Raw genomic sequence first — 23,371 nt, forward strand, 5'->3', positions numbered from 1 at the left:
TTTTTGTCCGTAATGGGATATATTCATACAAAACAGGTTGATTGGGAGGAATTACGGTTGAAGATTATGGCGATTGTGCTTGCTGCAGGTCAGGGCAAGCGTATGAAATCGAAACTATATAAAGTGCTTCATAAAGTAAGCGGCAAGCCGATGGTAGCACATGTCTTGCAGACAGTGAAGGAAGCAGCAAGCGAAAGGTCCGTCGTTATCGTCGGACATGGGGCTGATGCGGTTAAAGGTTATTTGGGTGATGAGGCGGAATACGTGCTTCAAGAGCAGCAGCTTGGTACAGGGCATGCCGTTCGTCAAGCGGAGGAGCTTATCGGCTCTGAAGAGGGAACAACAATAGTCATCTGCGGCGATACGCCTCTCGTGCGTGCTGACACGATTCAAGCGATGCTGGAGCTTCATACATCAAGTCTTGCTGCCGCAACGGTATTAACGGCTATTTTCGAAGACCCCACTGGCTATGGGCGTGTGATTCGCGGCGCTTCGGCGGGAGTAGAAAGTATAGTCGAGCAGAAGGATTGTTCGCCAGAGCAAGCAGCGGTACAAGAGATTAATACAGGCACGTATTGCTTCGACAACCGCAAGCTGTTCGCTGCACTTGCTAAGGTTACTAACAATAACGCACAGGGCGAGTATTATTTGACCGATGTTATTCGTATTTTCCGAGAGTCAGGGGAGACGGTACAGGGCTACTGTACGAATGACTTGGCTGAAGCGATTGGTGTTAACGACCGGGTCGCACTTGCTGAGGCAGAGCGCTATATGCGTGAGCGCATTAACCGCAAGCATCTGCTTGAGGGGGTTACTTTCATTGATCCGGCATCGACCTATATAGAAGCGGATGTGAAGATAGGCGCAGATACCGTTGTGTATCCGGGTACCGTGCTTCGAGGCACAACGATTATTGGCGAAGACTGCATCATCGGTCCGAATGCCGATATTACGGATTCTGAGGTCGGGAATGGCGTAACAGTCAAGTATTCGGTCGTTGCGGATTCCATCGTTGGTGATGAGAGTGCTGTAGGGCCATATGCGAATCTGCGTCCAGGCTCGAAGCTCGGCGTAGGGTGTAAGATTGGTGACTTTGTTGAGCTCAAAAATGCCACTCTAGGTGATGGCAGCAAGGTTTCTCATCTGAGCTATGTTGGTGATGCAATAGTCGGCAAGGACGTTAATATCGGCTGTGGAGCCATCACAGTTAACTATGACGGCTACAATAAATTCGTGACAGAGATTGGTGATGGGGCATTCGTTGGCAGTAATGTGAACCTGATTGCTCCTGTGAAGCTCGGTGATGGCGCGTATGTGGTCGCTGGTTCAACGATTACTCATGATGTGCCTGCTGGCGATCTTGCTATTGCCCGTCAGCGGCAAGAGAACAAACAGGGGTACGCTGATAAGATCCGTGCGCGTGCCAAAGCGAAAAAAGAAAGAAGCAAGAAAGGGGAATAGCTCGTTAATTCGGCGAGGCTTGTTTAATATTAGGCTGGGATGGGTAAAGTTATATGGAAATTGACTTTACTGGGAGGTTTCCACTATGTCCATACCGATGACCGCCGAAACAAGAGTAACCCGAACCAAGGGTGAGCTCCACACGTTAAGAAAAAGCGGTAAAGTTCCTGGCGTTGTATATGGCAAGCAGCTCGCTGCTCCGACTTCTATAGCGCTGGAGGAAAAGGAACTGCTGGCATTACTCAGGTCGCATCCGAATGCCGTCTTGGAGCTTACTATTCCGTCTGCGGGCAAGCAGCCTGTTATGATTACGGATATTCAGCGTGAACCGCTGTCGCGTAAAGTACTTCATGTGGATCTACATCAGATTAATATGAATGAATCCGTCAAGACGCAGGTGCGCGTTGAAATTGTCGGGGAAGCGAATGGTGTCCGCGAAGGCGGTATTCTTCAACTGATGCAGCATGAGCTTGATATCGAATGCTTGCCAGGACAAATACCTGAATATATCGAAGTGAATGTAGCTGACCTTGAGGTTGGCAGCAATCTGCTTGTCAAAGACGTCATTGTTCCTAAGGAAGTAGAGCTGCTGTCTGACGGTGATATGGTCGTCGTGACGATCTTGGCGCCGCAGAAAGAGCTTACGGAAGAGGAAGCTGAGGACGCAGCGGTTGAGGCGACAGAGGCTGCCAGCCGTTCCAAAGAAGCACAAATGGATGAGGTTAACCAATCCTAGTATTGGAGCCTAGTGATACAAGAGCGGTATATTCCTCCCCGTGGTGGGAGAAATATACCGTTTCTTCCTGTTTTTCAAGGCGTACTGGCAGGGGAATCCCGTTATCGTGTAGAAATGAACAAGGACGGCATCAAGCTAGTAAGCTAGGAATGGAGTTATGGACATGAAGTGGATTGTAGGACTGGGAAACCCGGGAACTGCTTATCAAGGAACAAGGCATAATGTTGGCTTTATGGTTATTGATGAGCTGGCCAAACGCTGGGGGATACAGGTAACGCAGAACAAATGCAAAGCATTAATTGGCGAAGGCAATGTACAAGGGACGAAGGTCGTACTAATCAAGCCGATGACATACATGAATCTATCTGGAGAATCCGTACGTGGTTTCTTGGACTATTTTAAAGCAGAGCTATCGGACGGGTTGGTCATTTATGATGATCTGGATACTGAGGTTGGCAAAATAAGACTTCGCTATCAAGGCAGCGCCGGCGGTCATAATGGCATCAAATCGCTTATTCAGCATTTGGGAACACAATCATTCAATCGGATTCGAATGGGAGTCTCACGGCCGCAGCCTGGGCGCAATATTGCAGACTATGTGCTGGACAACTTCCCGAAGAATGAACAGGAGCTGCTTAAGCTCATGATCGAGCAATCGGCAGATGCGGCTGAGCATTCTCTCAAAGCTACATTCGAGAACACGATGGCAAAGTTTAATCTATAGACCGTTAAGCTCTGGCAATTCGGGACATACTGAAGGGTATAACTATTCTTCAGGAGGCATACATATGGCTGTGAACTATATTTGCAGGCACTGCCGCACGTCTATGGGGACCATTAACGGGAATGAAATATCCGAGCAGCAGCTCGGTTTCCATTTCTTGACCCCCGAAGAGCGCAGCGATATAATAGCGTATAACCTGAACGGTGATGTGACGGTTAAAGTGGTTTGTGACTATTGCCGAGAGGCACTGGAAGCGAATCCGGAGCTGCTGCTGGTCGTTAACCCGCTGCAGTAACAGGGTTCAGCTCCAGGCTGATCGATGTTGTAGAGCCTTAGCGTATGGCTGCTGAGGCTTCTTTTCGATCCTTTAACAAGGAAGGCTCGAGGTTGTCCATCGCAGGTGGATAATATCAACGTGGACGTGATCCTTCTTCTCTAGAACAGCTGTCGCTCGTCCAGAGAAGGAGTATTCGTTCCGCTTGTTTATAGAAACGGGGTGCCTAGACGATTGAAAGCATTAGTACAGGCTTTTGCCGCGGATCCGGATGTTCAGTCGATAATTGCCGGTATTCGCAAAGGGATGCGCGAGCAGATGGTATCAGGGCTCGCAGGCTCCTCTAGACAAGTGCTCGTGGCGGCAGTTAAGGAAGAGCTTGATCGTCCGATGCTCGTTGTAACGCATAACATGTATGCTGCACAGAAGATTGCAGAGGATTTGCAGGAGTGCTTCTCCTCCAATGATGTATTATTATACCCCGCCAATGAGCTGGTAGCTGCAGAAGCGGCGATCTCGAGTCCTGAGACGCTGGCGCAGCGGATGGATGTGCTGATTAAGCTGTCCGAAGGCTTCCGCGGGATTGTTGTCGTGCCATTCTCCGGGGTTCGACGCTATTTGCCTGTCAAGGGAGTCATGGCTGAGTCCAAAATTGACGTGCGCGTAGGTGACGTCGTACCGCTAGATTCCTTCCTGCGTCAGATGTCCGCCATCGGCTATGCGCGTGTTGATCGGGTGGAGTCGAAGGGTGAGATGAGCGTACGGGGAGGCATTGTCGACTTTTATCCGCTTACGACGCTTCATGCATACCGAATAGAGTGGTTTGGTGATGATGTAGACTCGATCCGCACATTCGACCCAGCGGATCAGCGCTCACTGGACAATCTTCAGGAATATACCGTTCCTCCTTGCCAGGAGCTTCTCGCTGATCAGCGCCGCTTCGCGGCCGCTGCAGATCATGCTGCCATTCTTCTGGAGCAGCAGTTGGATAAAATGACCGATCGTACGGCAAAAGAGCGGCTGCGTGTGGAAATGGGCGGCGAGATAGATAATCTGCGGGAGCATGTATATTTTACTGAAATCTATAAATATATTTCCTTGCTCTACCCAGAGAGACAGACCATTCTGGACTACTTGCCTGAGGACACGCTGCTCATTATGGATGAGCCAACAAGGCTGATCGAGACGGCACGCCAGCTGGAGCGGGATGAAGTAGAATGGGCCACACATTTGCTGCAGAACGGCAAGTCACTGCCTGGTCTAGCTCTGGCGCGGGCTTCAGAGGAAATTCTATATCAGCGTTCCTTCCCGACCTTGTTCTTATCTCTGTTCCTCCGGCAAATTCCGCACACGCAGCCTCAGAACATTCTGAATATGACGAGCCGTGCGATGCAGAACTTCCACGGACAGATGAACGTCTTGAAGGCTGAGATGGACCGCTGGCGTAAGACGGGTGCGAATGTCATGATGCTCGCCGGCAATGCCGAGCGAATGGAGCGGATGCGCCGTGTCCTGCAGGATTACAGCATAGAACCGCCAGTACTGATTGAGGGCAACCTGCAATCCGGCTTCGAGCTGCCTTCCTCGCATCTCGTTGTGATTACTGAGGGTGAGATGTTCTCGCAGAAGCAGCGTAAGGCACGCCGGATGGATAAGAAGATCGATAATGCTGAGCGGATCAAAAGCTATACCGAGCTGAAGGTTGGCGATTATGTCGTCCATCAGAATCATGGTATAGGTAAATACGTCGGTATTGGCACGTTGGAGATTGCCGGAATCCATAAAGATTATCTGCACATTATATATGCTGGTGGAGATAAGCTGTCTGTTCCTATTGAACAGGTTGATATGATTCAGAAGTATGTCGGCAACGAGGAGAGAGAGCCGAAGATTAATAAGCTTGGCGGCAGCGAATGGGTCCGAGCGAAGACGAAGGTACGCGCTTCCGTGCAGGATATTGCTGATGATCTGATTAAGCTGTATGCGCATCGTCAGGCAGCGCCTGGGTTCGCCTTCAGTCCGGATTCAGCTTATCAGCAGGAATTCGAGGCAATGTTCCCGTATGATGAGACGCGGGATCAGCTGCGGGCCATTGAGGAAATCAAGAAGGACATGGAGAAAACGCAGCCGATGGATCGACTCCTATGCGGAGACGTTGGGTACGGCAAGACAGAGGTAGCGATTCGTGCCGCATTCAAGTCTGCTATAGAAGGCAAGCAGGTTGCTGTACTCGTTCCAACAACGATTCTTGCGCAGCAGCATTACGAGACGTTCCGTGAGCGCTTCTCCGGCTATCCATTCAATATTCAGGTGCTCAGTCGCTTCCGCTCCCGCAAAGAGCAGAACGAGACGATGAAGGGCCTTAAGACGGGAGCTGTCGATGTCGTGATCGGCACGCATCGTTTATTGTCGCAGGATATTATATTCAAAGACCTTGGACTGCTCATTGTGGATGAGGAGCAGCGGTTCGGCGTATCGCATAAGGAGAAGCTGAAGAAGCTGAAGGCGAATGTGGATGTGCTGACACTAACGGCGACGCCTATTCCGCGGACGCTGCATATGTCCATGCTCGGTGTGCGTGATCTGTCGGTTATTGAGACGCCGCCAGAGAACAGGTTCCCTGTGCAGACGTATGTGGTGGAGCATAACATTTCCCTTGTCAGGGAGGCGATTGAACGTGAGCTTGCTCGTGGAGGCCAGGTCTATTACTTGTACAACAGAGTTCAAGGCATCTATCAGATGGCGGAGCTGCTCAATTCGTTAGTGCCTAATGCCAAGGTAGCTGTAGGACATGGGCAGATGTCGGAGCAGGAGCTGGAGAAGACCATTCTCGATTTCCTTGACGGGGAGTCAGATGTGCTTGTGAGTACGAGTATTATTGAGACAGGTGTAGATATCCCTAACGTGAATACGCTAATCGTCCATGATGCGGATAAAATGGGCCTTTCCCAGCTCTATCAGCTCAGAGGAAGGGTCGGTCGTTCGAACCGAATCGCTTATGCTTACTTCACTTATCAGCGGGATAAGGTGCTGACGGAGGTTGCGGAGAAGCGTCTGCAATCGATCAAGGAGTTCACAGAGCTGGGCTCTGGCTTCAAGATCGCTATGCGGGATCTAGCTATTCGTGGAGCGGGCAATCTGCTCGGTGCGGAGCAGCATGGGTTCATTGCCTCCGTTGGCTTCGATCTGTATTCTCAGATGCTGGCGGATGAGATTGCTAAGCGGAAGGCTGAGATGGAAGGTGTAGAGGTCAAAGAGGAGCGTCAGGTCAGCACACTGATCGATGTGAGCATCGACGCATATTTGCCTTCGGATTATATTTATGACAGCATTCAAAAAATCGAGATATACAAGAAGGTGGCAGCTGTTCGCACCTTCGAAGAGGCAGATGATCTGAGCGAGGAAATTATCGACCGCTTCGGCAACCTGCCGCAAGCCGTAGATAACCTGTTGTCTGTAGCGCGACTGAAGGTGTATGGGGCTATGTACGGCATTGAACAGATTAGCCACAAAGCAGAAGACCTTATTGTACGCTTCTCCGAGCGCGAGAAGAAGCGGATCGACAAGAAGAAGGTCGACCAGCTCTGCCTGCGTTACGAGAACAGGTTCCGCCAAGGCAGCGCTCAAGATCCCAACCCGAGCATTATGCTGCGTGGGAAGGGCCTCGAGATGGATCAAAAGCTGCAATTATTAGAGCAGTTTTTGAAGCAATATAAAGAAGCAAGGATAGCTGAGGAAGAGCTTCAGGACGCGGCTACCTAACATAAAATTCGCTTTATAGGATCGTTTTCTGGTACAATACTAACAACTTGATAATTTGAAAGGGGATTCAACATGTTGCAAAATACACGCAAATCGGCATGGCGCAGAAGCGCGCTGCTTGTAGTGGCAGCAGTGCTCGTCATGACGGTTTTGGCGGCATGCGGCAGCAAGAACGATGCAGAGAAAGAGCCCGGAACGGTGTTCGCGGGAGCTGGAGAAGGAACGGTAGTTGCTACTTATAAAGACGGCAACGTTACGGAACCAGAATTCAACAAATATTTGGGTGTATTCAATGTGATGCAGCCTGGATATGAGCAAGTTCTTGCTATTCCGCAATTCAAAGAGCAATTGCTTCAACAATTCATTTCCTACAAAATTCTGTCCGGACTTGCTTCGGAGGATACTGTGAAGAAGGCTGCTGAAGAAACGGACAAGCAGATGACGGATTTCGAAGCTGCATTGAAGGAACAACCAGCACTAGGAGAAACGCTGACGACGAACAATGTCACGAATGAAGACGTAGAAACGTACCTCAATTTGATGCTTGTAGTCGTTGATCATATGAACTCCAAAGTAACAGAAGAGGAGATCAAAGCAGAGTATGAAGCGAATTCTGCGAACTACAATAAAGTAACGGTTCGCCATATTCTAGTTGCTACGACTGATCCATCAACGGGTGAAGAGAAACGTACGACGGAAGAGGCTTTGAAGATTGCCAAAGAAGTAAAAGCGAAGCTTGATGCAGGCGGCGATTGGACTGAACTTGCCAAAGAATATTCTGATGATACAGGTTCCAAGGATAACGGCGGACAATATGCTGATTACAAAGTTACTGAGTGGGCAGAGGGCTTCAAGAATGCTGCCCTTACACAAGAGCTTAACGTTATTGGCGAGCCGGTTGAAACCGAATTCGGTTATCACGTCATTATGGTTGAGAAGCGTGATACGAAGAAATATGATGAGCTGGATGATACAGCCAAAGAAGAAGTGAAAAGCGCGGTTGCTTACACGCATATGAATACGTTCATGACGGATGAAATGCCTAAGCAAGAAGTGAAGATTACTCTTCCTGAAGCTTCTGCATCTCCTGAAGCAGGCGACGATGCAGCAGCAACAGACGCTCCTGAGGCGACTGATGCTCCAGCAGCAGCTACAGAAACACCAGCAGCTGAATAGTAGTATGAGTAGGAGGCTGTCCCTGAGGGGCAGCCTCCTTTTGTTTGAATATAGAAGCGCTGCCTTTGTCACGGGAGCGCTTCTTTTTTTGTTGTAAAATGACGATTAAAAACATAATATGAATAAATTATTTCATTATAATGCAAGTATCATTGAATAAAATTATTGAAAGCTTCAATTTATTTAAGAAATTTTATAACTTGTATGAGATGTGAGAGTGACTTCTGATGCAAAGCTCGAGATGGTGGTGCAGCCGTCATATTCTATTGAATGCATAGATATAATGTTAATTTATCTTACGTATAGTAGGTCAAAAGAAGTGATTTTATTGCCGATAAAAAATATAATGTTATATATATTGACATGTAAACTTTGCCCAATTTATAATAAGGATGCGAACAATGGAAGGTGATTCCAAGAAAATGTTCGTCATTTATACAAAATTATAGACGATTTGGGGAGTGGGGAAATGAAAAAGAGATTGTTTTATCAACTGGGGCTTGCATTAATCGTATGTAGTCTAGTGCTTGCTGCTTGTGGGAACAACAATGAACCGGCATCCACGACAGAATCGGAAACACCTGCTACAGAAACTGCAGCAGAGGGGGAAATTAAAGTAGGGGTTCTACACTCGCTTAGTGGTACGATGGCCATTAGTGAGGTGTCCGTGAAGGACGCAGAGATGATGGCTATTGATGAAATCAATGCAGCTGGCGGTGTGCTAGGCAAGAAGATTGTACCTGTAGTTGAGGACGGTGCGTCAGATTGGCCGACATTCGCCGAGAAAGCACGCAAGCTGCTATCCGAAGATAAAGTAGCTACTGTATTCGGTGGATGGACGTCATCCAGTCGTAAAACGATGAAGCCCGTATTCGAAGAGCTGAACGGCTTGCTCTGGTACCCTGTACAATATGAGGGTCTGGAAGCATCTCCGAACATTTTCTATACAGGCGCTACAACTAACCAACAGATTATTCCGGCAGTCGATTGGCTGCTTGAGAACAGAGGCAAGAAGTTCTACCTTCTCGGTTCTGATTATGTATTCCCTAGAACAGCTAACCTGATTATCAAGGAACAATTGAAGGCAAAAGGCGGAGAGCTGGTTGGGGAAGAATATACGCCGCTTGCTCATACCGAATACAGCACCATTATTAGCAAGATCAAAGAAGCGAAGCCAGATATCGTGTTCAATACCCTTAATGGTGACAGTAACGTGGCTTTCTTCAAGCAATTGAAGGATGCAGGCATTACGGCTGCTGACCTGACGACCTTGTCTGTATCGGTTGCAGAAGAAGAAATCCGCGGTATTGGTGTTGATGTACTAGAGGGCCATCTGGCTTCATGGAACTACTATCAAACGACAGATACGCCAGCGAATAAGACCTTTGTTGAGAACTACAAGAAGAAATACGGCGAAGACCGCGTAACAGCTGATCCAATCGAAGCTGGCTACACAGCCGTATACCTGTGGAAAGCAGCCGTTGAGAAGGCCGGTTCCACAGACGTAGATAAAGTGAAGGAAGCGGCCAAAGAGCTCGAATGGGATGCTCCGGAAGGCAAAGTGAAAATTGATGGCGAGACTCAGCATATTTATAAAACCGTTCGTATTGGTGAAGTGCAGGCTGATGGACAATTCAAGGAGCTATGGAATTCTGGCGATGCCGTTAAACCGGACCCTTACTTGAAGAGCTATGAATGGGCAGCAAGCATCAAACCTACGGAATAATACACAGTTATCATTGATTCTAATAGGCAGCAATTATGGAGGGGGAGTATTCGGTGGGAGCGGATGCTTCCCCTCTATTGTTAGCCGCGTTGGCACAATCATAAGGAGTTGGGAGCATGGAGATATTCGTATTGCAGTTGTTTAACGGTCTGAGTGTAAGCTCCATCTTACTGCTAATTGCACTGGGGCTTGCGATTACGTTCGGACTGATGAAGGTCATTAATATGGCGCATGGTGAACTCCTGATGATTGGCGCTTACTCCACGTATTTGACTCAGAATATATTCAAGGATTATTTGCCGGCTTCCATGTTCGACTGGTATTTTATTTTATCCATACCGGTCAGCTTCCTGATTGCATTTGTGTTCGGACTTATTCTGGAGGTTGGGTTAATCCGCTTCTTGTACGGAAGACCGCTCGACAGCTTGCTTGCTACTTGGGGCGTAGGACTCGTCCTGCAGCAGCTTGCACGGACCTTGTTCGGAGCACCGAACGTTGCGGTTACGAGCCCCTCCTGGCTTAATGGCGGATTGTCGGTTATGGGCGGCACCGTTCTTCCTTATAAGCGTCTGTTTATTATCGGGCTTGTCATTGCATGCTTGATCGCTATGTATTTCTATATTTATCGCAGTCTTGAAGGAAGGCGTATGCGTGCTGTCATGCAGAATCGTGATATGGCGGCATGTCTAGGCGTATCTACGAGAAGAGTTGATGCGATGACATTTGCAATCGGCTCGGGGATTGCGGGAATCGCCGGATGCGCCCTAACTCTGCTGGGACCTATCGGCCCTTCGCTTGGAACCTACTATATTGTCGATGCATTCATGGTTGTTGTATTGGGCGGGGTAGGCAAGCTTGTTGGAACGGTGCTCGGCGCACTTGGAATCGGTGTGTTTAATACGGTATTCGAATATTGGACCAATGCTTCTCTTGGCAAAGTTCTCGTGTTCCTATGTATTGTAGCTTTCTTGCAATGGCGTCCTTCAGGCTTCGTAGCCATGCGTACGCGTTCGCTGGACTAATAGGGGAAAGGTGGAGGTTAAATGAGACAGAGAATGCTATCTCCTGGGCGGATGTGGATATTAATCGGTTATGCTGCAGCGGCAGCAGCCTTGTTCTCGGCACCGCTGTTCTTGAGTGATTTCCGGTTAAATTTATTAGCGAAATTTCTGGCCTTTGCCATAGTGGCGCTCGGGCTTGATCTTATATGGGGATATACCGGAATACTGAGCTTAGGCAATGGGATCTTCTTCGGCCTTGGTGCATATGCCATGGCGATGTACTTGAAGCTGGAGGCAAGCGGCGGCAAGCTTCCGGATTTCATGGGATGGAGTGGACTAACAGAGCTGCCGCTGTTCTGGCGGCCATTCGAGAGCTTTACCTTCGCGGTCTTGATGGGAATATTAATCCCTTCCATTCTGGCGCTTATACTTGGCTACTTTACCTTCCGGAATCGGATTCGTGGGGTCTACTTCACCATACTCACACAAGCACTGGTTATTATTACGACTACGCTCCTGATCGGTCAGCAGGCTTATACCGGAGGAACGAATGGCGTTACGGGCTATACCAATATTCTGGGGTTATCGTTGGCCTCGCCAGATACGAAGCGGATATTGTACTGGGTTACGGCTGCTGTACTAGTGGGAGTGTTCATTCTATGCCGCTATGTGGTGGGCAGCCGATTCGGGAAGGTGCTGCGTGCCATTCGAGACGGGGAGAATCGGGTGCGGTTCATCGGCTACAATCCTGCGATCTATCAGATGGTTATCTTTACGCTGTCGGCAGGACTCGCTGGAATTGCAGGAATGCTGTTCGTGCTTCACGTTGGCATTATCTCTCCTTCCATGCTGGGAATTGTGCCATCAATAGAAATTGTGTTGTGGGTTGCTATCGGCGGCCGTGGTACGTTGATCGGTGCTGTTCTTGGAGCTGTGCTGCTTAACTGGGCCAAAAGCGAGTTCAGCACTTCATACCCTGAAGGCTGGACCTACTTTCTCGGTGCGCTGTTCGTTATAGTTGTTGTTTTCTTACCTAAGGGCTTGGCTGGACTCGTTGGCAAGATTAAGTTCAGCAAAAAGAGGAGGGAACAGGAGCATGAAAGAGTCGAATATCCTGCAGTGTGATGATGTAACGGTGGAGTTTGACGGCTTCAAGGCTATACAAGGAATGAGCTTAGGGCTGGAGAAGGGAGAGCTTCGCTTCCTCATTGGCCCCAATGGGGCGGGGAAGACCACGATGCTCGACGTCATCTGCGGTAAAGTCAGACCGACGTACGGACGCGTGACCTTCAATCGAACGATCGATATTACTCGTAAAAAGGAGCATCAGATTGCGGAGCTGGGCATTGGCCGGAAATTCCAAGCACCATCCATTTTCCCGTCGATGACGGTCGTAGAAAACTTGGAAATATCGATGCGCCAGCGGCGAGGTGTATTCGCAACGCTGTTCGCCAAGATGCAGCGGGAGGAGAAGGAGCGGATCGACAACCAGCTCCTTATGATCGGGCTGCAGGATAAAGCGAACTGGCGGGCTGGTGGATTGTCCCACGGGGAGAAGCAATGGCTGGAGATCGGTATGATGCTCCTTCAAGAGCCAGAGATCCTGCTACTCGATGAGCCAGTTGCAGGAATGACGGATAAGGAAACGGATAAGACGGGTGAGCTGCTTAAGCAAATCGCGAAGCATCGTTCGATCGTCGTGGTAGAGCACGATATGGAGTTCGTACGAAATTTCGCAAGCAAAGTGACCGTTATGCATGAGGGCAGTCTGCTGAAGGAAGGCTCGATGGACGAGATTCAACGGGATGATCGTGTAGCTGAGGTATATCTGGGGAAAAGGCGGGATGCGGATGTTAGCCGTTCAACAGCTTGAATCAGGATATGGCGAGAGCATTATATTACGTGATGTAACGCTGAAGGTGAAGCCGGGGCAGGTGGTGTGTCTGCTCGGACGCAATGGTGTCGGCAAGTCAACGTTAATGAAGAGTATTATGGGTCTGCTTAAGGCGAAGAAAGGCAATGTCTCTTATAAAGGCAAGGATCTGACCAAGCGGGCGCCGGGTGGAAGGGCGAAGAGTGGCATTGGCTACGTTCCACAAGGGCGTGAAATATTCGGGCAGCTCACGGTTTATGAGAATATATTAGTAGGTCTTGAGGCTTCGCGTGATAAGGCGCGGACGATACCGGAGGAAGCGATCGCCAAGTTCCCTGTACTGCCAACGATGTATTCGCGGCGCGGCGGAGATCTGAGCGGCGGGCAGCAGCAGCAGCTGGCTTTTGCCCGGGCGCTCGCCTCGAAGCCGGAGGTGCTGCTGCTGGATGAGCCGTGTGAAGGCATTCAGCCATCTATCGTGGATGATATTCGGGAGGTTATTCGATCGATTAAGGCCGATGGCAAGACGGCGATTCTGCTAGTGGAGCAGAGCCTCGAATTTGTGAAGAGCGTAGGCGACTACTTCTATATACTAGAAAAAGGCGCTGTTGTATGGGAAGGCGGGCTTGAATCGCTAAGCGATGAAGTGATTAAGAAATATTTGACGGTGTAGAGATAAAGATGATTAATTTATGAGGAAGGGCTGCAGGTCATATGATCTGCAGCCCTTCCTTATGGACGGTAAGAGAATAGGTTCAAATCTATAATCGTTGAAGGGCCTGACCGAGCCGCGATGCGCCTTCTTGAAGGTCTGCTGCTCCTACTGATGCATAAGTAAGACGGATGAAGCCTCTATCGGCACCGTAGATGCTGCCTGGATAGACAAGCACCCCTGCGTGAAGCACGGCATCGATCAGTTCCTTGTCGGTCACAGGCTTAGCTAGCTTCAGCCAGAGGTAGAATCCCCCGACAGGTGATTGCGGATTAAGAATAACGGCAGCATGGTCGCGAGTATGCTGCTCCAGAGCCTTAAGTAGATGATTTCTTCGCTCGAGCAGAACTCTATTGATGTGAAGTAATCTTTCACTCCAATTCAGCTTGCTCATGAGCAGTGCAGCCATCCGTTCACCAGCATGGCTGGAGCTATACCCATTAAGCCGCTTAGCTTGCATGAGCTTATGAACGACGGGCTCCGGAGCAAGCAGCCAGCCTATCCGCATGCCAGGTGTTGTAATCTTGGACAAGGTGCCCAAATAGATGACGAATCGATCACCTCCAGGCAGCGCGCGTATGGGTTTAATGGGAGCCTTATTGCTCTGCAGCTGCAGCAAGCCGTACGGGTCATCCTCAACAATGGGGATTCGGTATTGCACACAGATGGCGAGCAGTGCTTGCCGTCGTTCTATGGATAATGTTGTGCCTGTTGGATTCTGAAACGTAGGGTTAGTGAATACCATTCGGATTCGATGCTTATTGATTAGTGGAATAAGCTGCTCTGGGATAAGCCCCTCACGATCAACAGGGAGCTGATACATCCGCAGGCCGGCATCTGTGAATATACGCATCGCATATAGGTAAGAGGGCCCTTCGACGGCAATGGCATCACCTGGCTCCAGTAAATAGTTGGATATGAGATGCAGGGAGTGGGCGACACCGGAAGTAATCATTAGATCATTCGGATCTGCTTGAATTGTAAGCTGCTGCTGCATAAAAGATGATAAGGCTTGGCGTAGACCGTGGTCGCCTCTTAGATCGGTATGATAACTGAAGGGCTCGGAGTAATCTACATGTGCAGCCAGCTCTCGAAGTTCGCTGATTGGCATCAAGTCTGGCGACAGTTCGCCCATAGTGAGGTTGATTATGTCTGGTATATGGGAAGCTTCCAGAATACGCTGCTGCGAGACTCGGGTAGGATCGAATGTCCGCCATAGACTGCCTCGCTGCCAATTCGGCGTTCGCGAGGCTGCAGGCGTCTCCCACATCGAATCGCTGACGATGGTGCCGCTGCCTTGTTTGGAATGGATTAGACCCGCAGCGCGGAGCTCATCGTATGCAGACGATACGGTGCTGCGATTAATGGTGAATTGCTCTGCGAGCAATCGTTCGGCTGGCATCCGTGTGCCTGGCGGAAGCTCGCCCGAGACGATGCACTGCTCGAAATACTGATAGATTTGGCGATATATAGCGATGTCTGATGCTGGTTGAGGCTTCCATGACATGACAATCCCTCCTGTTGTCGATTATACAGCAGCAGTGAATTGGCTGGTTGGGTAAATATGCAATTGGCTGATCTCATAGATAGCTTGTGAATTTATACTGAGGGGGCAGGGTCATAAGAAAAGGGTGGGGAAAGGGGGATTCTAGATGAGGAATGTAGCTTTACTATTGTTTGATGGCGTAGAGGTGCTTGATTTTGCAGGGCCATTCGAGGTGTTCTCTATTGCTGGCTCTATCGGACAGGATTTGAATGTCTATACGGTTGCAGAGCGGGGCGGTCCCATTATGGCTGCGAATGCGCTACAGGTCATCCCTGCTTATACGATCGACGAGTGTCCGAGGCCTGATATCATCGTCATACCAGGAGGAAAGGGGACCAGACGAGAGATGCACAATCAGGTGTTAACCGACTGGATTGTAGATATACATGCTCATGCGGAGCATGTATTGTCGGTATGTACAGGGGCTTTGCTCCTTGCGACAGCAGGACTGCTCGAAGGACTGCAAGTGACAACTCATCAGTATGCATTCGAGGAATTGGCCGAGGTGCTGCCTCTAGGTGCAGAGATTGTGAGAAATGTCAGGTTCGTGGATAATGGCAAGTTCGTGCTGTCGGCAGGGATTTCCGCTGGAATCGACATGTCTTTGTATATGGTCGGCAGGCTTCTGGGTACGGACAGGGCAATAGCTACGGCGGATAGAATGGAGTATGAATGGAAGCAGGCATCAATGATGCATTACGGATAAAAGAAGCGTGGATCACTGAAAGAGTGATTCACGCTTTTTTTGTGGTTTACTTATATTGTAAAAAGTGATATCATAATTATATCAAAATAATATAAGGGGTGTTTGGATGAAAGAATCTAATGCTTTTCATGTGAATGGTTTCTTAGCGCTATTGATTTCTATTGCTTCCATTGTGGGAGGAGTTGCTCTCATTGCAAGCGGGGCATCTCAAGAGGACCCAGCTGTGGCTCCTATCGTTGCAGGTATTCTGCTTGGTGTGCTGTTCGCCATTATCGTGTCTTCACTGACGGTTGTACAACCGAATGAAGCGAAGGTCATCACCTTCTTCGGGAGATATAAAGGAACGGTCAAAGAAAGTGGCCTATGGATGGTGCTTCCACTCACGAATAAAGTGAAGATTTCATTGAAAGTACGCAACTTCAATAGCCAGACCCTGAAGGTTAATGATGCTGATGGCAATCCCATCGAAATCGGTGCGGTTGTCGTATTCAAAGTCACAGAGACAGCAAAAGCAAGCTTCGATGTCGATAATTATGAGCGCTTCGTCGAAATTCAGAGCGAAACGGCTGTCAGACATATTGCTGCGCAATATGCTTACGACACGCATTCTGAGGATGCGGCATTCTCCCTTAGAGGGAATGCGGACGAGGTAGCGGGAGAACTCATGAAAGAGCTGCAGAATCGACTGGCGGTTGCTGGCGTTCAAGTGATTGAGACACGCTTGACCCATCTGGCTTATGCCCCTGAGATTGCGAGTGCCATGCTGCAGCGGCAGCAGGCGATTGCTATTGTATCGGCGAGGCAGAAGATCGTTGAGGGGGCTGTTGGTATGGTGGATTCCGCACTGAAGCAGCTGATGGAGAATGGAATCGAGCTGGACGTGGAGCGTCGTGCAGCTATGGTTAACAATCTGATGGTGGCTATCGTCTCGGATCGAGCTGCCACGCCGGTTATTAATACCGGCTCGTTATATAACTAGGGGAATGCTCTAATGGGCAAAGAAAAAAAAGCTTTCGCGCTCCGTCTTGATCCGGAACTTCACCGCGCTTTGGAACTATGGGCGAATGATGAGTTCAGAAGTGTTAACAGTCATATTGAATTTCTGCTGAGGGAAGCGCTTAGTAAGGCTAGCAGGCTTCCGAAGCCGCCCCGTCAAGATACGTAAATTCTCCAAGCAAACAACCTGCTGCCTTCTCCTAGGCAGCAGGTTGTTTGTATTGAAGGCTGAAGCTGCCGTGCTTTGCAGCTGAGGACACTTGTGGCAAAGCTTATTTTTATGGGTAATGAAAATGAAGTGATTTATATACGCTCGAATCTGTGCATAAGAAAATGGGAGCCGATGAATACTATGGTCAGATTCACAATGAATTAGTTATCGAGTTCGCTCGAATGGAGAACAGTATCCTTATTTCTTGGTGATTCGTTATCCCGCCGGGAAGCGGCTGTTCATCGCCCGAACGTCTCCGCTAACCGTATTTCTAAAAAGGATAAGAAGGTATAGTTCTTGTATACAAAGCTTATCTTTCTCTGTGAAACGTGTCGTCCTCCGCTAAGGATGACGAAGTCGTTTCTGCTCGTAGACAGCAGTTGGAACCAGTCGACTTAAAATCCTCTAGGAAAGTGGGGCAACATGAAATGAAAGCAACTGGAATTGTACGTCGCATCGATGATCTCGGGCGTGTGGTGATTCCGAAGGAGATCCGCCGTACACTGCGTATCCGCGAGGGAGACCCGCTCGAAATATTTGTTGATCGTGACGGAGAAGTCATACTTAAGAAGTATTCCCCCATTGGTGAGCTTGGCGATTTCGCTAAGGAATATGCTGAATCGTTATTCGAGGGAACGAACCATGTAACATTGATTACGGACCGTGACAATGTTATCGCTGTAGCAGGAGCTTCCAAGAAGGAGCTGCTGGATAAGCAAATCGGTTCCCTTCTGGAAACCTGTATGGAGAACCGGAAGACTTCAGAGGGGGCAGCAGGAACATACGAGATTATTAAGGATGTTCAGGAAGCCTATACGGCTTACGTTGCGGCTCCAATCGTTGCTGGCGGTGACCCTATCGGGACAGTCGTCCTTCTCAGCAAGGATGATGCGGTCAAAATGTCTCAAATGGAAACGAAGATGGCTGAAACGGCAGCAGGCTTCCTCGCGAAGCAAATGGAACAATAATGAAGACAATTGGACTTGGTCAGTAATAGCCCGTAGGGGATATTGCCGATCAGGTCCTTTTTTAACTAAATTGTAACCTTTAGTCAGTTAGGCTCCCTTATTATTGAGAATATACAATATGACAAGGTAACCGCCTGGAGGTATTTCTAATGAAATCAACGTTCAAAATGTTAACCATAACGCTTGCTGGGAGCTGCATCATCGCCGCCTCTGTTATACCCGCAGTCCTCGCTTCAGGAGCAGCTCCTGCAACAACTAAGCCGGTGCTCAGTTCCGCTTCCTCAGTGACTTCGACACCTGTCGTAGAGGGGAATGCTGTCGTGACTTCTAAGGTTGTAGAGGATACGACTGATGTCTACACCGTTAATCTTCAAATTCCTGTGGTAAGTGGAATGCTCGATGAGCATTATCAGGACCAGCTGAACGATATAATAGAACGACATGCGATGGAGGATCTGGCGCTTATGAAGGCAGGTGCAGCGGAGGATGCGGCGTATGCCAAAGAGGCCGGTTATACATTCCGTCCATATGAGCTGGACATTCGTTATTCGTTAAAAGCGGCAGGAGGCACAACGGATGGCAGCAAGCTGTCTTTGACCGTTCAGACCTATACCTACACTGGTGGTGCTCATGGCGGCGCACGCGTGGATAGTTACAATGTGAACAATGAGCAGGAGGCGAGCTTGCTCACATTGGAGCAGCTGCTTGGGGATGACTACATCAAGCAGGTGGATACGGCTGTTAGAGAAGCCATCGCTGCTGATCCGGATTCGTTTTTCACCGATGAAATAGGAGGCTTCAAAGGGATCTCGGAGAGTCAGTCCTTCTACGTAGCGGAGGGTCAACTGTTCATTGTGTTCCAAGAGTATGAGATTGCGCCTTATGCTGCTGGCATTGTCGAAATTCCAGTAACGCTGGAGGAGCAAGTTGCTGACGTATAAGCGTTGTTAAGTGACATTCTAGAGCAGGGCGCCGAATAGGACGCTCTGCTCTTTGTGTGTGCAGGTAATCTGCTCAATTGCGAACATCCCTTGCGGCGCTCGGGGATTGACCGGTTACTTTTTTGAACATTTTGGAGAATAGGAACGGATCGGTATAGCCTACGGATCGGGAAATATCACTAACGGACAGCTCCTTATTCTGCAGGAGCAAGGTTGCCCGATTCATCCGGAATTGGAGCAAATAAGCTTGCAAGGAGACACCGAATTGTTCATGGAACAGCCCAGAGAGATACGTCCGGTCCAGGCCGACGAACCGTGCGATATCCATAATGCTTATTTTCTGACTGTAGCTGTTCTCGATAAAATCGATGGCTTTGCGTGTATAGGCTTCTTTGGTGTAGGAGGGCTTGGGCGAGTGTTCTTCCCTCGGAAGACTGGAGCATTCAATGAGCTCCGACATGAACCTCAGCAGCACGGAGCTATGCTGTATATCGCTGCTTCGGCTGCCTGACGCTAGCAGCAGCTGGTCATGGAACGTCTCGAACCAAGCATGCCCGTCTCGTGACTGGAAGATAGGCTTCTCGGCACTCAGTCCTGCTCTTCTCATATAAATAGTAGAAGCAATGCCTTTGAACCCAATCCATGAATACACCCAAGGATTCTGCTCGCTGGCTCTATAATGGACGAGTGTGTCGGGGGTAATCAAGAAGCCTTGCCCGGCTGACAGGGTATAGGTCTGATTGTTGGTTTCGAACACTCCGCTTCCTTGATGAATGTAGTGAAGCAGATACATATCCCGCAGTCCTGGCCCCCAATGATGACCGGGAGGACAGGCCTCTCTGCCGAAGAACAGAAGCTTCAGGTCAATCTGCTGCAGGGCAGATTGCTCAGCTCTAGCGATATTGATTTCAGACATACAGGACTCCCTTCGTGAGGATGGATTATAACATGTATTATGACATATAAATCTAATATTGGCTCCAATGAAATGGGATTATGACAGGTATGCAAGGGTTTGTTCCATGTTCAAGAATAAGGTCTGCCTTTATAGTTAGAGCTATGAAAGTGCTTGTAATACTTACCGATTCCGTGATAACTGGAGGTTATTAATCATGTCCAAAATTACTTTTTTAGGAGCAGGAAGTACGGTATTCGTAAAAAATGTACTAGGTGACGTTATGCTGACTGCTGCGCTGCAGGGCTTCGAGCTGGCCTTGTTCGATATTAACAGCGAGCGGCTGCAGGAATCGGAAAATTTATTGAATAATATGAAGAAATCATCGGGGAGCACATGCCGAATTCAGTCGTACACGGACCGTAAAGAAGCTCTTCGCGGCGCCAAATATGTCATCAATGCGATTCAAGTAGGCGGGTACGATCCATGCACGATTACAGACTTCGAGGTGCCGAAGAAATATGGGCTTCGTCAGACGATTGCAGATACGCTCGGCATCGGAGGCATATTCCGTAATTTGCGGACCATTCCAGCCGTGCTGGGCTTCGCTGAGGATATGCGTGAGGTGTGTCCGAATGCCTTGTTCCTCAATTATACGAATCCGATGGCTGTTCTCACGAATGTACTGTCTACTGCGGGCGGAATTCGTACAGTTGGTCTATGCCATAGCGTACAGGTTGCTGTACCTGAGCTGTTCAAGGCGCTTGGTATGGATCACACGGGTGTTCAGTCTAGAATAGCAGGTATTAATCACATGGGCTGGCTTCTCGATATTACGAAGGATGGGGTTGACCTATATCCAGAAGTGAAGAAGAGAGCAGCGGAGAAGCAGAAGGCTGGCAAGCATCATGACATGGTACGCTACGAGCTGATGAATCGATTCGGCTATTATGTGACGGAATCATCCGAGCATAGTGCAGAATATCATCCATACTTTATCAAAAGGAACTACCCGGAGCTGATCGACCGTTTCAATATTCCGTTAGATGAATACCCGCGCCGCTGCGTGGAGCAGATTGGCGGCTGGAAGAAGATGCGCGATGATCTGCTTGGCGATCGGAACGTCGAGCATTCTCGCAGCAAGGAATATGCCTCTTACATTATGGAAGCGATTGAGACGAACATTCCCTTCAAGATTGGCGGAAATGTCATGAACACCGGATTGATTACGAATCTGCCGAAGGAGGCGTGTGTCGAGGTTCCGTGTCTAGTGGATGCATCAGGTATTACCCCTGCGTATGTTGGTGATTTGCCGCCACAGCTGGCTGCTCTGAACCGCACGAATATCAATACGCAGCTGCTTACGATTGAAGCTGCATTAACGGGAAAGAAAGAACATATTTACCATGCTGCGATGCTTGATCCTCATACGGCAGCAGAGCTGTCGATCGATGATATCGTAGCGCTATGCGATGATTTAATTGAGGCGCATGGCGACTGGCTACCTGCTTACAAATAATCGATAGCGAACCTCCAACCACTGCGGGCTGGAGGTTTTTTAATGCATAACATGGTTTAATATTACTTATTATGGAATTATGGCGAGTTAGAGCAGGAGGCTAGCGGGAAAGGAATGACCTTCTGAATTGATAAAGAACGAGCAAGAAATGGTATACTACGGTTATAATCGAAAATGAAATGACGAGGAGGAGAACGACTGTGAACAGAGCAATAACGGTGATCGGGCTTGGCTCCGGTGATCCTGATCAATTAACGCTCGGGGTATGGCGCAGGCTGCAAGAGGCGTCTAAGATATATGTCCGTACAGAGCAGCATCCTGTCATGGCGCTGCTGCGTGAGCATCATATCGCATTTACCTCGTTCGATAGCGTCTATGAACAGCATGACACCTTTCCGGAAGTGTATGATACAATAGCAAATACGCTTATCAGCGAAGCTGGGCGGTCGGAAGAGCCTCTGCTATATGGTGTCCCTGGTCATCCCATGGTTGCAGAGCGTACGATTGCGCTGCTGCGCGAGCGATGCCCTGAGGCTGGCATAGCTCTTGAGATTATTGGCGGCGAGAGCTTCCTTGATCAAGCCTTCGTCAGGCTTGGTATCGATCCTATAGAAGGCTTTGCGCTGCTGGATGCAGCTGAGCTCCAGCCAGCTCTCTTGCAGCCGCGCTTACATACGTTAATTGGTCAAGTTTATGATGCATTCACGGCTTCTGATGTGAAGCTTGCGCTTATGGAGCGTTACCCGGACGATTATGAGGTTGTTGTTGGACATGCGCTCGGTGTAGCGGGTGAAGAGCAGATTATTAAAGTGCCGTTATATGAGCTCGACCGTATACAGGGCTTCGGTAATTTGTCGCTCATCTGGGTGCCGCGTTCCGATGCAGATGCCGTTCTGAATCGTTCCTTCGACAGGCTTCATGAAATTGTCGGTATTCTTCGCAGTCCTGAGGGCTGTCCTTGGGACCGTGAGCAGACGCATCAATCAATTCGCAAGAATTTTATAGAAGAGCTGTATGAAGCACTTGAAGCGATCGATAACGATGATCCAGATGGTATGCAAGAGGAATTCGGCGATGTTATTCTGCAGGTTATGCTGCACAGCCAGATGGAAGAAGAGACAGGCGCTTTCTCGGTATATGATGTGCTGGAGACGCTCAATGAGAAGCTTATTTTCCGCCATCCCCATGTATTTGGTGATCGTGGAGCGAGTAATTCAGAAGAGGCGCTCGTTAATTGGGAGCAGATGAAAGCGGAGGAGAAAAAGCTCAAGGGTACGGACGGTGCACGTAAATCCGAGCTTGATGGGATTCCGCCAGATTTGCCAGCGCTGATGAAAGCCTATAAAATACAGAAGAAAGCAGCCAAAGTCGGCTTTGACTGGGATGATCTGAACCCTGTTCTAAGCAAGATTGAGGAAGAGCTGGCCGAGCTGAGAGAAGCGATAGCCTCTCAAGATGCGGAGGAGCAGGCAGGGGAGCTTGGCGATCTGCTGTTCGCTGTTGTGAACGCTTCGCGGTTCATCCAAGCGGATCCTGAGGAAGCATTGTCTCGTACGAATGCGAAATTCAAAAAGCGATTCTCTTATATTGAAGAGCAGCTTCGTATAAATGGCAAAACTTTTGACCAGACTGATTTAACAGAAATGGACCGTTGGTGGGAAGAAGCGAAGCGACAATAGTAGCTACTATTCGTCACCAATCGTAGTAATTCCGCATCATTCGGTAAAAAAATTTCGGTATGCGGCAGGAATTATTACAACTGGGTTGAATATGTAATCTTCGTAGAGTTTATGCGTAATATTTCCAAGACCGGCACGCTTACCAGCGTTGACCGCAAAATTAGTATTTTATTTTAGGAGGATTTAATAATGAACAAAACAGACCTGATCAACAACATTGCAACAAAAAGCGGACTTACTAAGCGTGACGTAGAAGCTGTATTGAACGGCTTCCTGGGTGAAGTAACTGATGCTCTTGCTGGCGGAGATAAAGTACAACTGATTGGCTTCGGTACTTTTGAAACTCGCAAACGTTCCGGTCGTGTAGGCCGCAACCCACAAACAGGCAAAGAGATCACAATTCCAGAATCCAAAGTTCCTGCATTCAAAGCAGGTAACAAACTGAAAGACGCAATTAAGTAATTA

22 protein-coding genes are annotated in these 23,371 nt (G+C 48.9%); 20 read left to right on the forward strand and 2 right to left on the reverse strand.

The genetic code is table 11. The features are described 5' to 3' along the window. Positions 1-57: 57 nt before the first annotated feature. The 12 genes from glmU (at position 58) to urtE (ending at position 13,406) form a co-directional block, all read left to right on the forward strand. Positions 58-1,461, forward strand: coding sequence for a bifunctional UDP-N-acetylglucosamine diphosphorylase/glucosamine-1-phosphate N-acetyltransferase GlmU (gene glmU, locus AC6ESP_RS24580; RefSeq protein ID WP_497099370.1), 1,404 nt, complete (start codon positions 58-60; stop codon positions 1,459-1,461). 85 nt (positions 1,462-1,546) lie between these two features. Further along, on the forward strand, positions 1,547-2,197 hold the full coding sequence (locus AC6ESP_RS24585; RefSeq protein ID WP_497099371.1) for a 50S ribosomal protein L25: 651 nt from the start codon (positions 1,547-1,549) through the stop codon (positions 2,195-2,197). Between the two features lie 12 nt (positions 2,198-2,209). After that, positions 2,210-2,344, forward strand: a complete 135-nt coding sequence (locus AC6ESP_RS24590; RefSeq protein ID WP_497099372.1) for a hypothetical protein — start codon at positions 2,210-2,212, stop codon at positions 2,342-2,344. 16 nt (positions 2,345-2,360) lie between these two features. Then, positions 2,361-2,921, forward strand: a complete 561-nt coding sequence (pth, locus tag AC6ESP_RS24595) for an aminoacyl-tRNA hydrolase (RefSeq protein WP_497099373.1) — start codon at positions 2,361-2,363, stop codon at positions 2,919-2,921. Between the two features lie 64 nt (positions 2,922-2,985). Continuing rightward, positions 2,986-3,216 (forward strand): anti-sigma-F factor Fin, encoded by a 231-nt coding sequence (gene fin / locus AC6ESP_RS24600; protein ID WP_497099374.1) that lies wholly within the window; start codon positions 2,986-2,988, stop codon positions 3,214-3,216. A gap of 213 nt (positions 3,217-3,429) precedes the next feature. Beyond that, on the forward strand, positions 3,430-6,957 hold the full coding sequence (gene mfd, locus AC6ESP_RS24605; protein WP_497099375.1) for a transcription-repair coupling factor: 3,528 nt from the start codon (positions 3,430-3,432) through the stop codon (positions 6,955-6,957). Positions 6,958-7,029: 72 nt separating this feature from the next. Continuing rightward, positions 7,030-8,133: a peptidylprolyl isomerase gene (locus tag AC6ESP_RS24610; protein WP_497099376.1), complete on the forward strand. Its 1,104-nt coding sequence runs from the start codon at positions 7,030-7,032 to the stop codon at positions 8,131-8,133. Positions 8,134-8,602: 469 nt separating this feature from the next. After that, complete coding sequence (gene urtA, locus AC6ESP_RS24615) at positions 8,603-9,859, forward strand: urea ABC transporter substrate-binding protein (RefSeq protein WP_497099377.1); 1,257 nt, start codon at positions 8,603-8,605, stop codon at positions 9,857-9,859. Between the two features lie 116 nt (positions 9,860-9,975). After that, complete coding sequence (gene urtB, locus AC6ESP_RS24620; protein WP_497099378.1) at positions 9,976-10,881, forward strand: urea ABC transporter permease subunit UrtB; 906 nt, start codon at positions 9,976-9,978, stop codon at positions 10,879-10,881. Between the two features lie 21 nt (positions 10,882-10,902). Further along, positions 10,903-11,985 carry an urea ABC transporter permease subunit UrtC gene (urtC, locus tag AC6ESP_RS24625; protein ID WP_497099379.1) on the forward strand — a complete coding sequence of 361 codons (1,083 nt, stop codon included), beginning with the start codon at positions 10,903-10,905 and terminating at the stop codon, positions 11,983-11,985. Beyond that, positions 11,957-12,733: an urea ABC transporter ATP-binding protein UrtD gene (urtD, locus tag AC6ESP_RS24630; RefSeq protein WP_497099380.1), complete on the forward strand. Its 777-nt coding sequence runs from the start codon at positions 11,957-11,959 to the stop codon at positions 12,731-12,733. The genes urtC and urtD overlap by 29 nt, the downstream gene beginning before the upstream one ends. Then, positions 12,711-13,406, forward strand: a complete 696-nt coding sequence (gene urtE / locus AC6ESP_RS24635; protein WP_497099381.1) for an urea ABC transporter ATP-binding subunit UrtE — start codon at positions 12,711-12,713, stop codon at positions 13,404-13,406. Before urtD ends, urtE begins: the two co-directional genes overlap by 23 nt. An 88-nt stretch (positions 13,407-13,494) precedes the next feature. Here the strand turns inward: urtE and AC6ESP_RS24640 are convergent, their stop codons facing one another. Continuing rightward, on the reverse strand, positions 13,495-14,952 hold the full coding sequence (locus AC6ESP_RS24640; protein ID WP_497099382.1) for an aminotransferase-like domain-containing protein: 1,458 nt from the start codon (positions 14,950-14,952) through the stop codon (positions 13,495-13,497). 145 nt (positions 14,953-15,097) lie between these two features. Between AC6ESP_RS24640 and AC6ESP_RS24645 the strand changes: the two genes are divergently transcribed. The 5 genes from AC6ESP_RS24645 to AC6ESP_RS24665 all read left to right on the forward strand — a co-directional run bounded on the left by AC6ESP_RS24645 (position 15,098) and on the right by AC6ESP_RS24665 (position 18,813). Next, entirely contained in the window at positions 15,098-15,697 is a 600-nt protein-coding gene (locus AC6ESP_RS24645) for a DJ-1/PfpI family protein (RefSeq protein WP_497099383.1), read from the forward strand. Positions 15,698-15,803: 106 nt separating this feature from the next. Further along, the gene (locus tag AC6ESP_RS24650) at positions 15,804-16,676 is read left to right on the forward strand and encodes an SPFH domain-containing protein (protein ID WP_497099384.1); all 873 of its coding nucleotides are present in this window, start codon (positions 15,804-15,806) and stop codon (positions 16,674-16,676) included. A gap of 12 nt (positions 16,677-16,688) precedes the next feature. Further along, positions 16,689-16,862 (forward strand): type II toxin-antitoxin system antitoxin, encoded by a 174-nt coding sequence (locus AC6ESP_RS24655; protein ID WP_497099385.1) that lies wholly within the window; start codon positions 16,689-16,691, stop codon positions 16,860-16,862. 470 nt (positions 16,863-17,332) lie between these two features. Beyond that, positions 17,333-17,872, forward strand: coding sequence for a stage V sporulation protein T (gene spoVT / locus AC6ESP_RS24660; RefSeq protein ID WP_497099386.1), 540 nt, complete (start codon positions 17,333-17,335; stop codon positions 17,870-17,872). Between the two features lie 149 nt (positions 17,873-18,021). Continuing rightward, a complete protein-coding gene (locus AC6ESP_RS24665; protein ID WP_497099387.1) occupies positions 18,022-18,813 on the forward strand; it encodes a DUF3298 and DUF4163 domain-containing protein in 792 nt (263 codons plus the stop codon). Between the two features lie 73 nt (positions 18,814-18,886). Here the strand turns inward: AC6ESP_RS24665 and AC6ESP_RS24670 are convergent, their stop codons facing one another. Continuing rightward, positions 18,887-19,729 (reverse strand): AraC family ligand binding domain-containing protein, encoded by an 843-nt coding sequence (locus tag AC6ESP_RS24670; protein WP_497099388.1) that lies wholly within the window; start codon positions 19,727-19,729, stop codon positions 18,887-18,889. A gap of 196 nt (positions 19,730-19,925) precedes the next feature. Between AC6ESP_RS24670 and AC6ESP_RS24675 the strand changes: the two genes are divergently transcribed. The 3 genes from AC6ESP_RS24675 (at position 19,926) to AC6ESP_RS24685 (ending at position 23,368) form a co-directional block, all read left to right on the forward strand. Next, the gene (locus tag AC6ESP_RS24675) at positions 19,926-21,227 is read left to right on the forward strand and encodes an alpha-glucosidase/alpha-galactosidase (protein WP_497099389.1); all 1,302 of its coding nucleotides are present in this window, start codon (positions 19,926-19,928) and stop codon (positions 21,225-21,227) included. Between the two features lie 200 nt (positions 21,228-21,427). Continuing rightward, complete coding sequence (gene yabN / locus AC6ESP_RS24680; RefSeq protein ID WP_497099390.1) at positions 21,428-22,906, forward strand: bifunctional methyltransferase/pyrophosphohydrolase YabN; 1,479 nt, start codon at positions 21,428-21,430, stop codon at positions 22,904-22,906. Between the two features lie 189 nt (positions 22,907-23,095). Next, entirely contained in the window at positions 23,096-23,368 is a 273-nt protein-coding gene (locus tag AC6ESP_RS24685; protein ID WP_042171268.1) for an HU family DNA-binding protein, read from the forward strand. The last annotated feature ends 3 nt before the right edge of the window (positions 23,369-23,371 follow it).

This window comes from Paenibacillus xinjiangensis (assembly GCF_059686975.1).

Excerpts from the sequence above, each read along its gene's own strand:
- urtC (WP_497099379.1), top strand. The coding sequence starts at position 10,903 with ATGAGACAGAGAATGCTATCTCCTGGGCGGATGTGGATATTAATCGGT.
- AC6ESP_RS24670 (WP_497099388.1), bottom strand. The coding sequence starts at position 19,729 with ATGTCTGAAATCAATATCGCTAGAGCTGAGCAATCTGCCCTGCAGCAG.
- urtD (WP_497099380.1), top strand. The coding sequence starts at position 11,957 with ATGAAAGAGTCGAATATCCTGCAGTGTGATGATGTAACGGTGGAGTTT.
- urtB (WP_497099378.1), top strand. The coding sequence starts at position 9,976 with ATGGAGATATTCGTATTGCAGTTGTTTAACGGTCTGAGTGTAAGCTCC.
- AC6ESP_RS24685 (WP_042171268.1), top strand. The coding sequence starts at position 23,096 with ATGAACAAAACAGACCTGATCAACAACATTGCAACAAAAAGCGGACTT.
- AC6ESP_RS24610 (WP_497099376.1), top strand. The coding sequence starts at position 7,030 with ATGTTGCAAAATACACGCAAATCGGCATGGCGCAGAAGCGCGCTGCTT.
- fin (WP_497099374.1), top strand. The coding sequence starts at position 2,986 with ATGGCTGTGAACTATATTTGCAGGCACTGCCGCACGTCTATGGGGACC.
- AC6ESP_RS24640 (WP_497099382.1), bottom strand. The coding sequence starts at position 14,952 with ATGTCATGGAAGCCTCAACCAGCATCAGACATCGCTATATATCGCCAA.
- AC6ESP_RS24655 (WP_497099385.1), top strand. The coding sequence starts at position 16,689 with ATGGGCAAAGAAAAAAAAGCTTTCGCGCTCCGTCTTGATCCGGAACTT.
- AC6ESP_RS24650 (WP_497099384.1), top strand. The coding sequence starts at position 15,804 with ATGAAAGAATCTAATGCTTTTCATGTGAATGGTTTCTTAGCGCTATTG.
- urtE (WP_497099381.1), top strand. The coding sequence starts at position 12,711 with ATGTTAGCCGTTCAACAGCTTGAATCAGGATATGGCGAGAGCATTATA.
- AC6ESP_RS24675 (WP_497099389.1), top strand. The coding sequence starts at position 19,926 with ATGTCCAAAATTACTTTTTTAGGAGCAGGAAGTACGGTATTCGTAAAA.
- AC6ESP_RS24645 (WP_497099383.1), top strand. The coding sequence starts at position 15,098 with ATGAGGAATGTAGCTTTACTATTGTTTGATGGCGTAGAGGTGCTTGAT.
- urtA (WP_497099377.1), top strand. The coding sequence starts at position 8,603 with ATGAAAAAGAGATTGTTTTATCAACTGGGGCTTGCATTAATCGTATGT.
- AC6ESP_RS24665 (WP_497099387.1), top strand. The coding sequence starts at position 18,022 with ATGAAATCAACGTTCAAAATGTTAACCATAACGCTTGCTGGGAGCTGC.
- AC6ESP_RS24585 (WP_497099371.1), top strand. The coding sequence starts at position 1,547 with ATGTCCATACCGATGACCGCCGAAACAAGAGTAACCCGAACCAAGGGT.
- pth (WP_497099373.1), top strand. The coding sequence starts at position 2,361 with ATGAAGTGGATTGTAGGACTGGGAAACCCGGGAACTGCTTATCAAGGA.
- spoVT (WP_497099386.1), top strand. The coding sequence starts at position 17,333 with ATGAAAGCAACTGGAATTGTACGTCGCATCGATGATCTCGGGCGTGTG.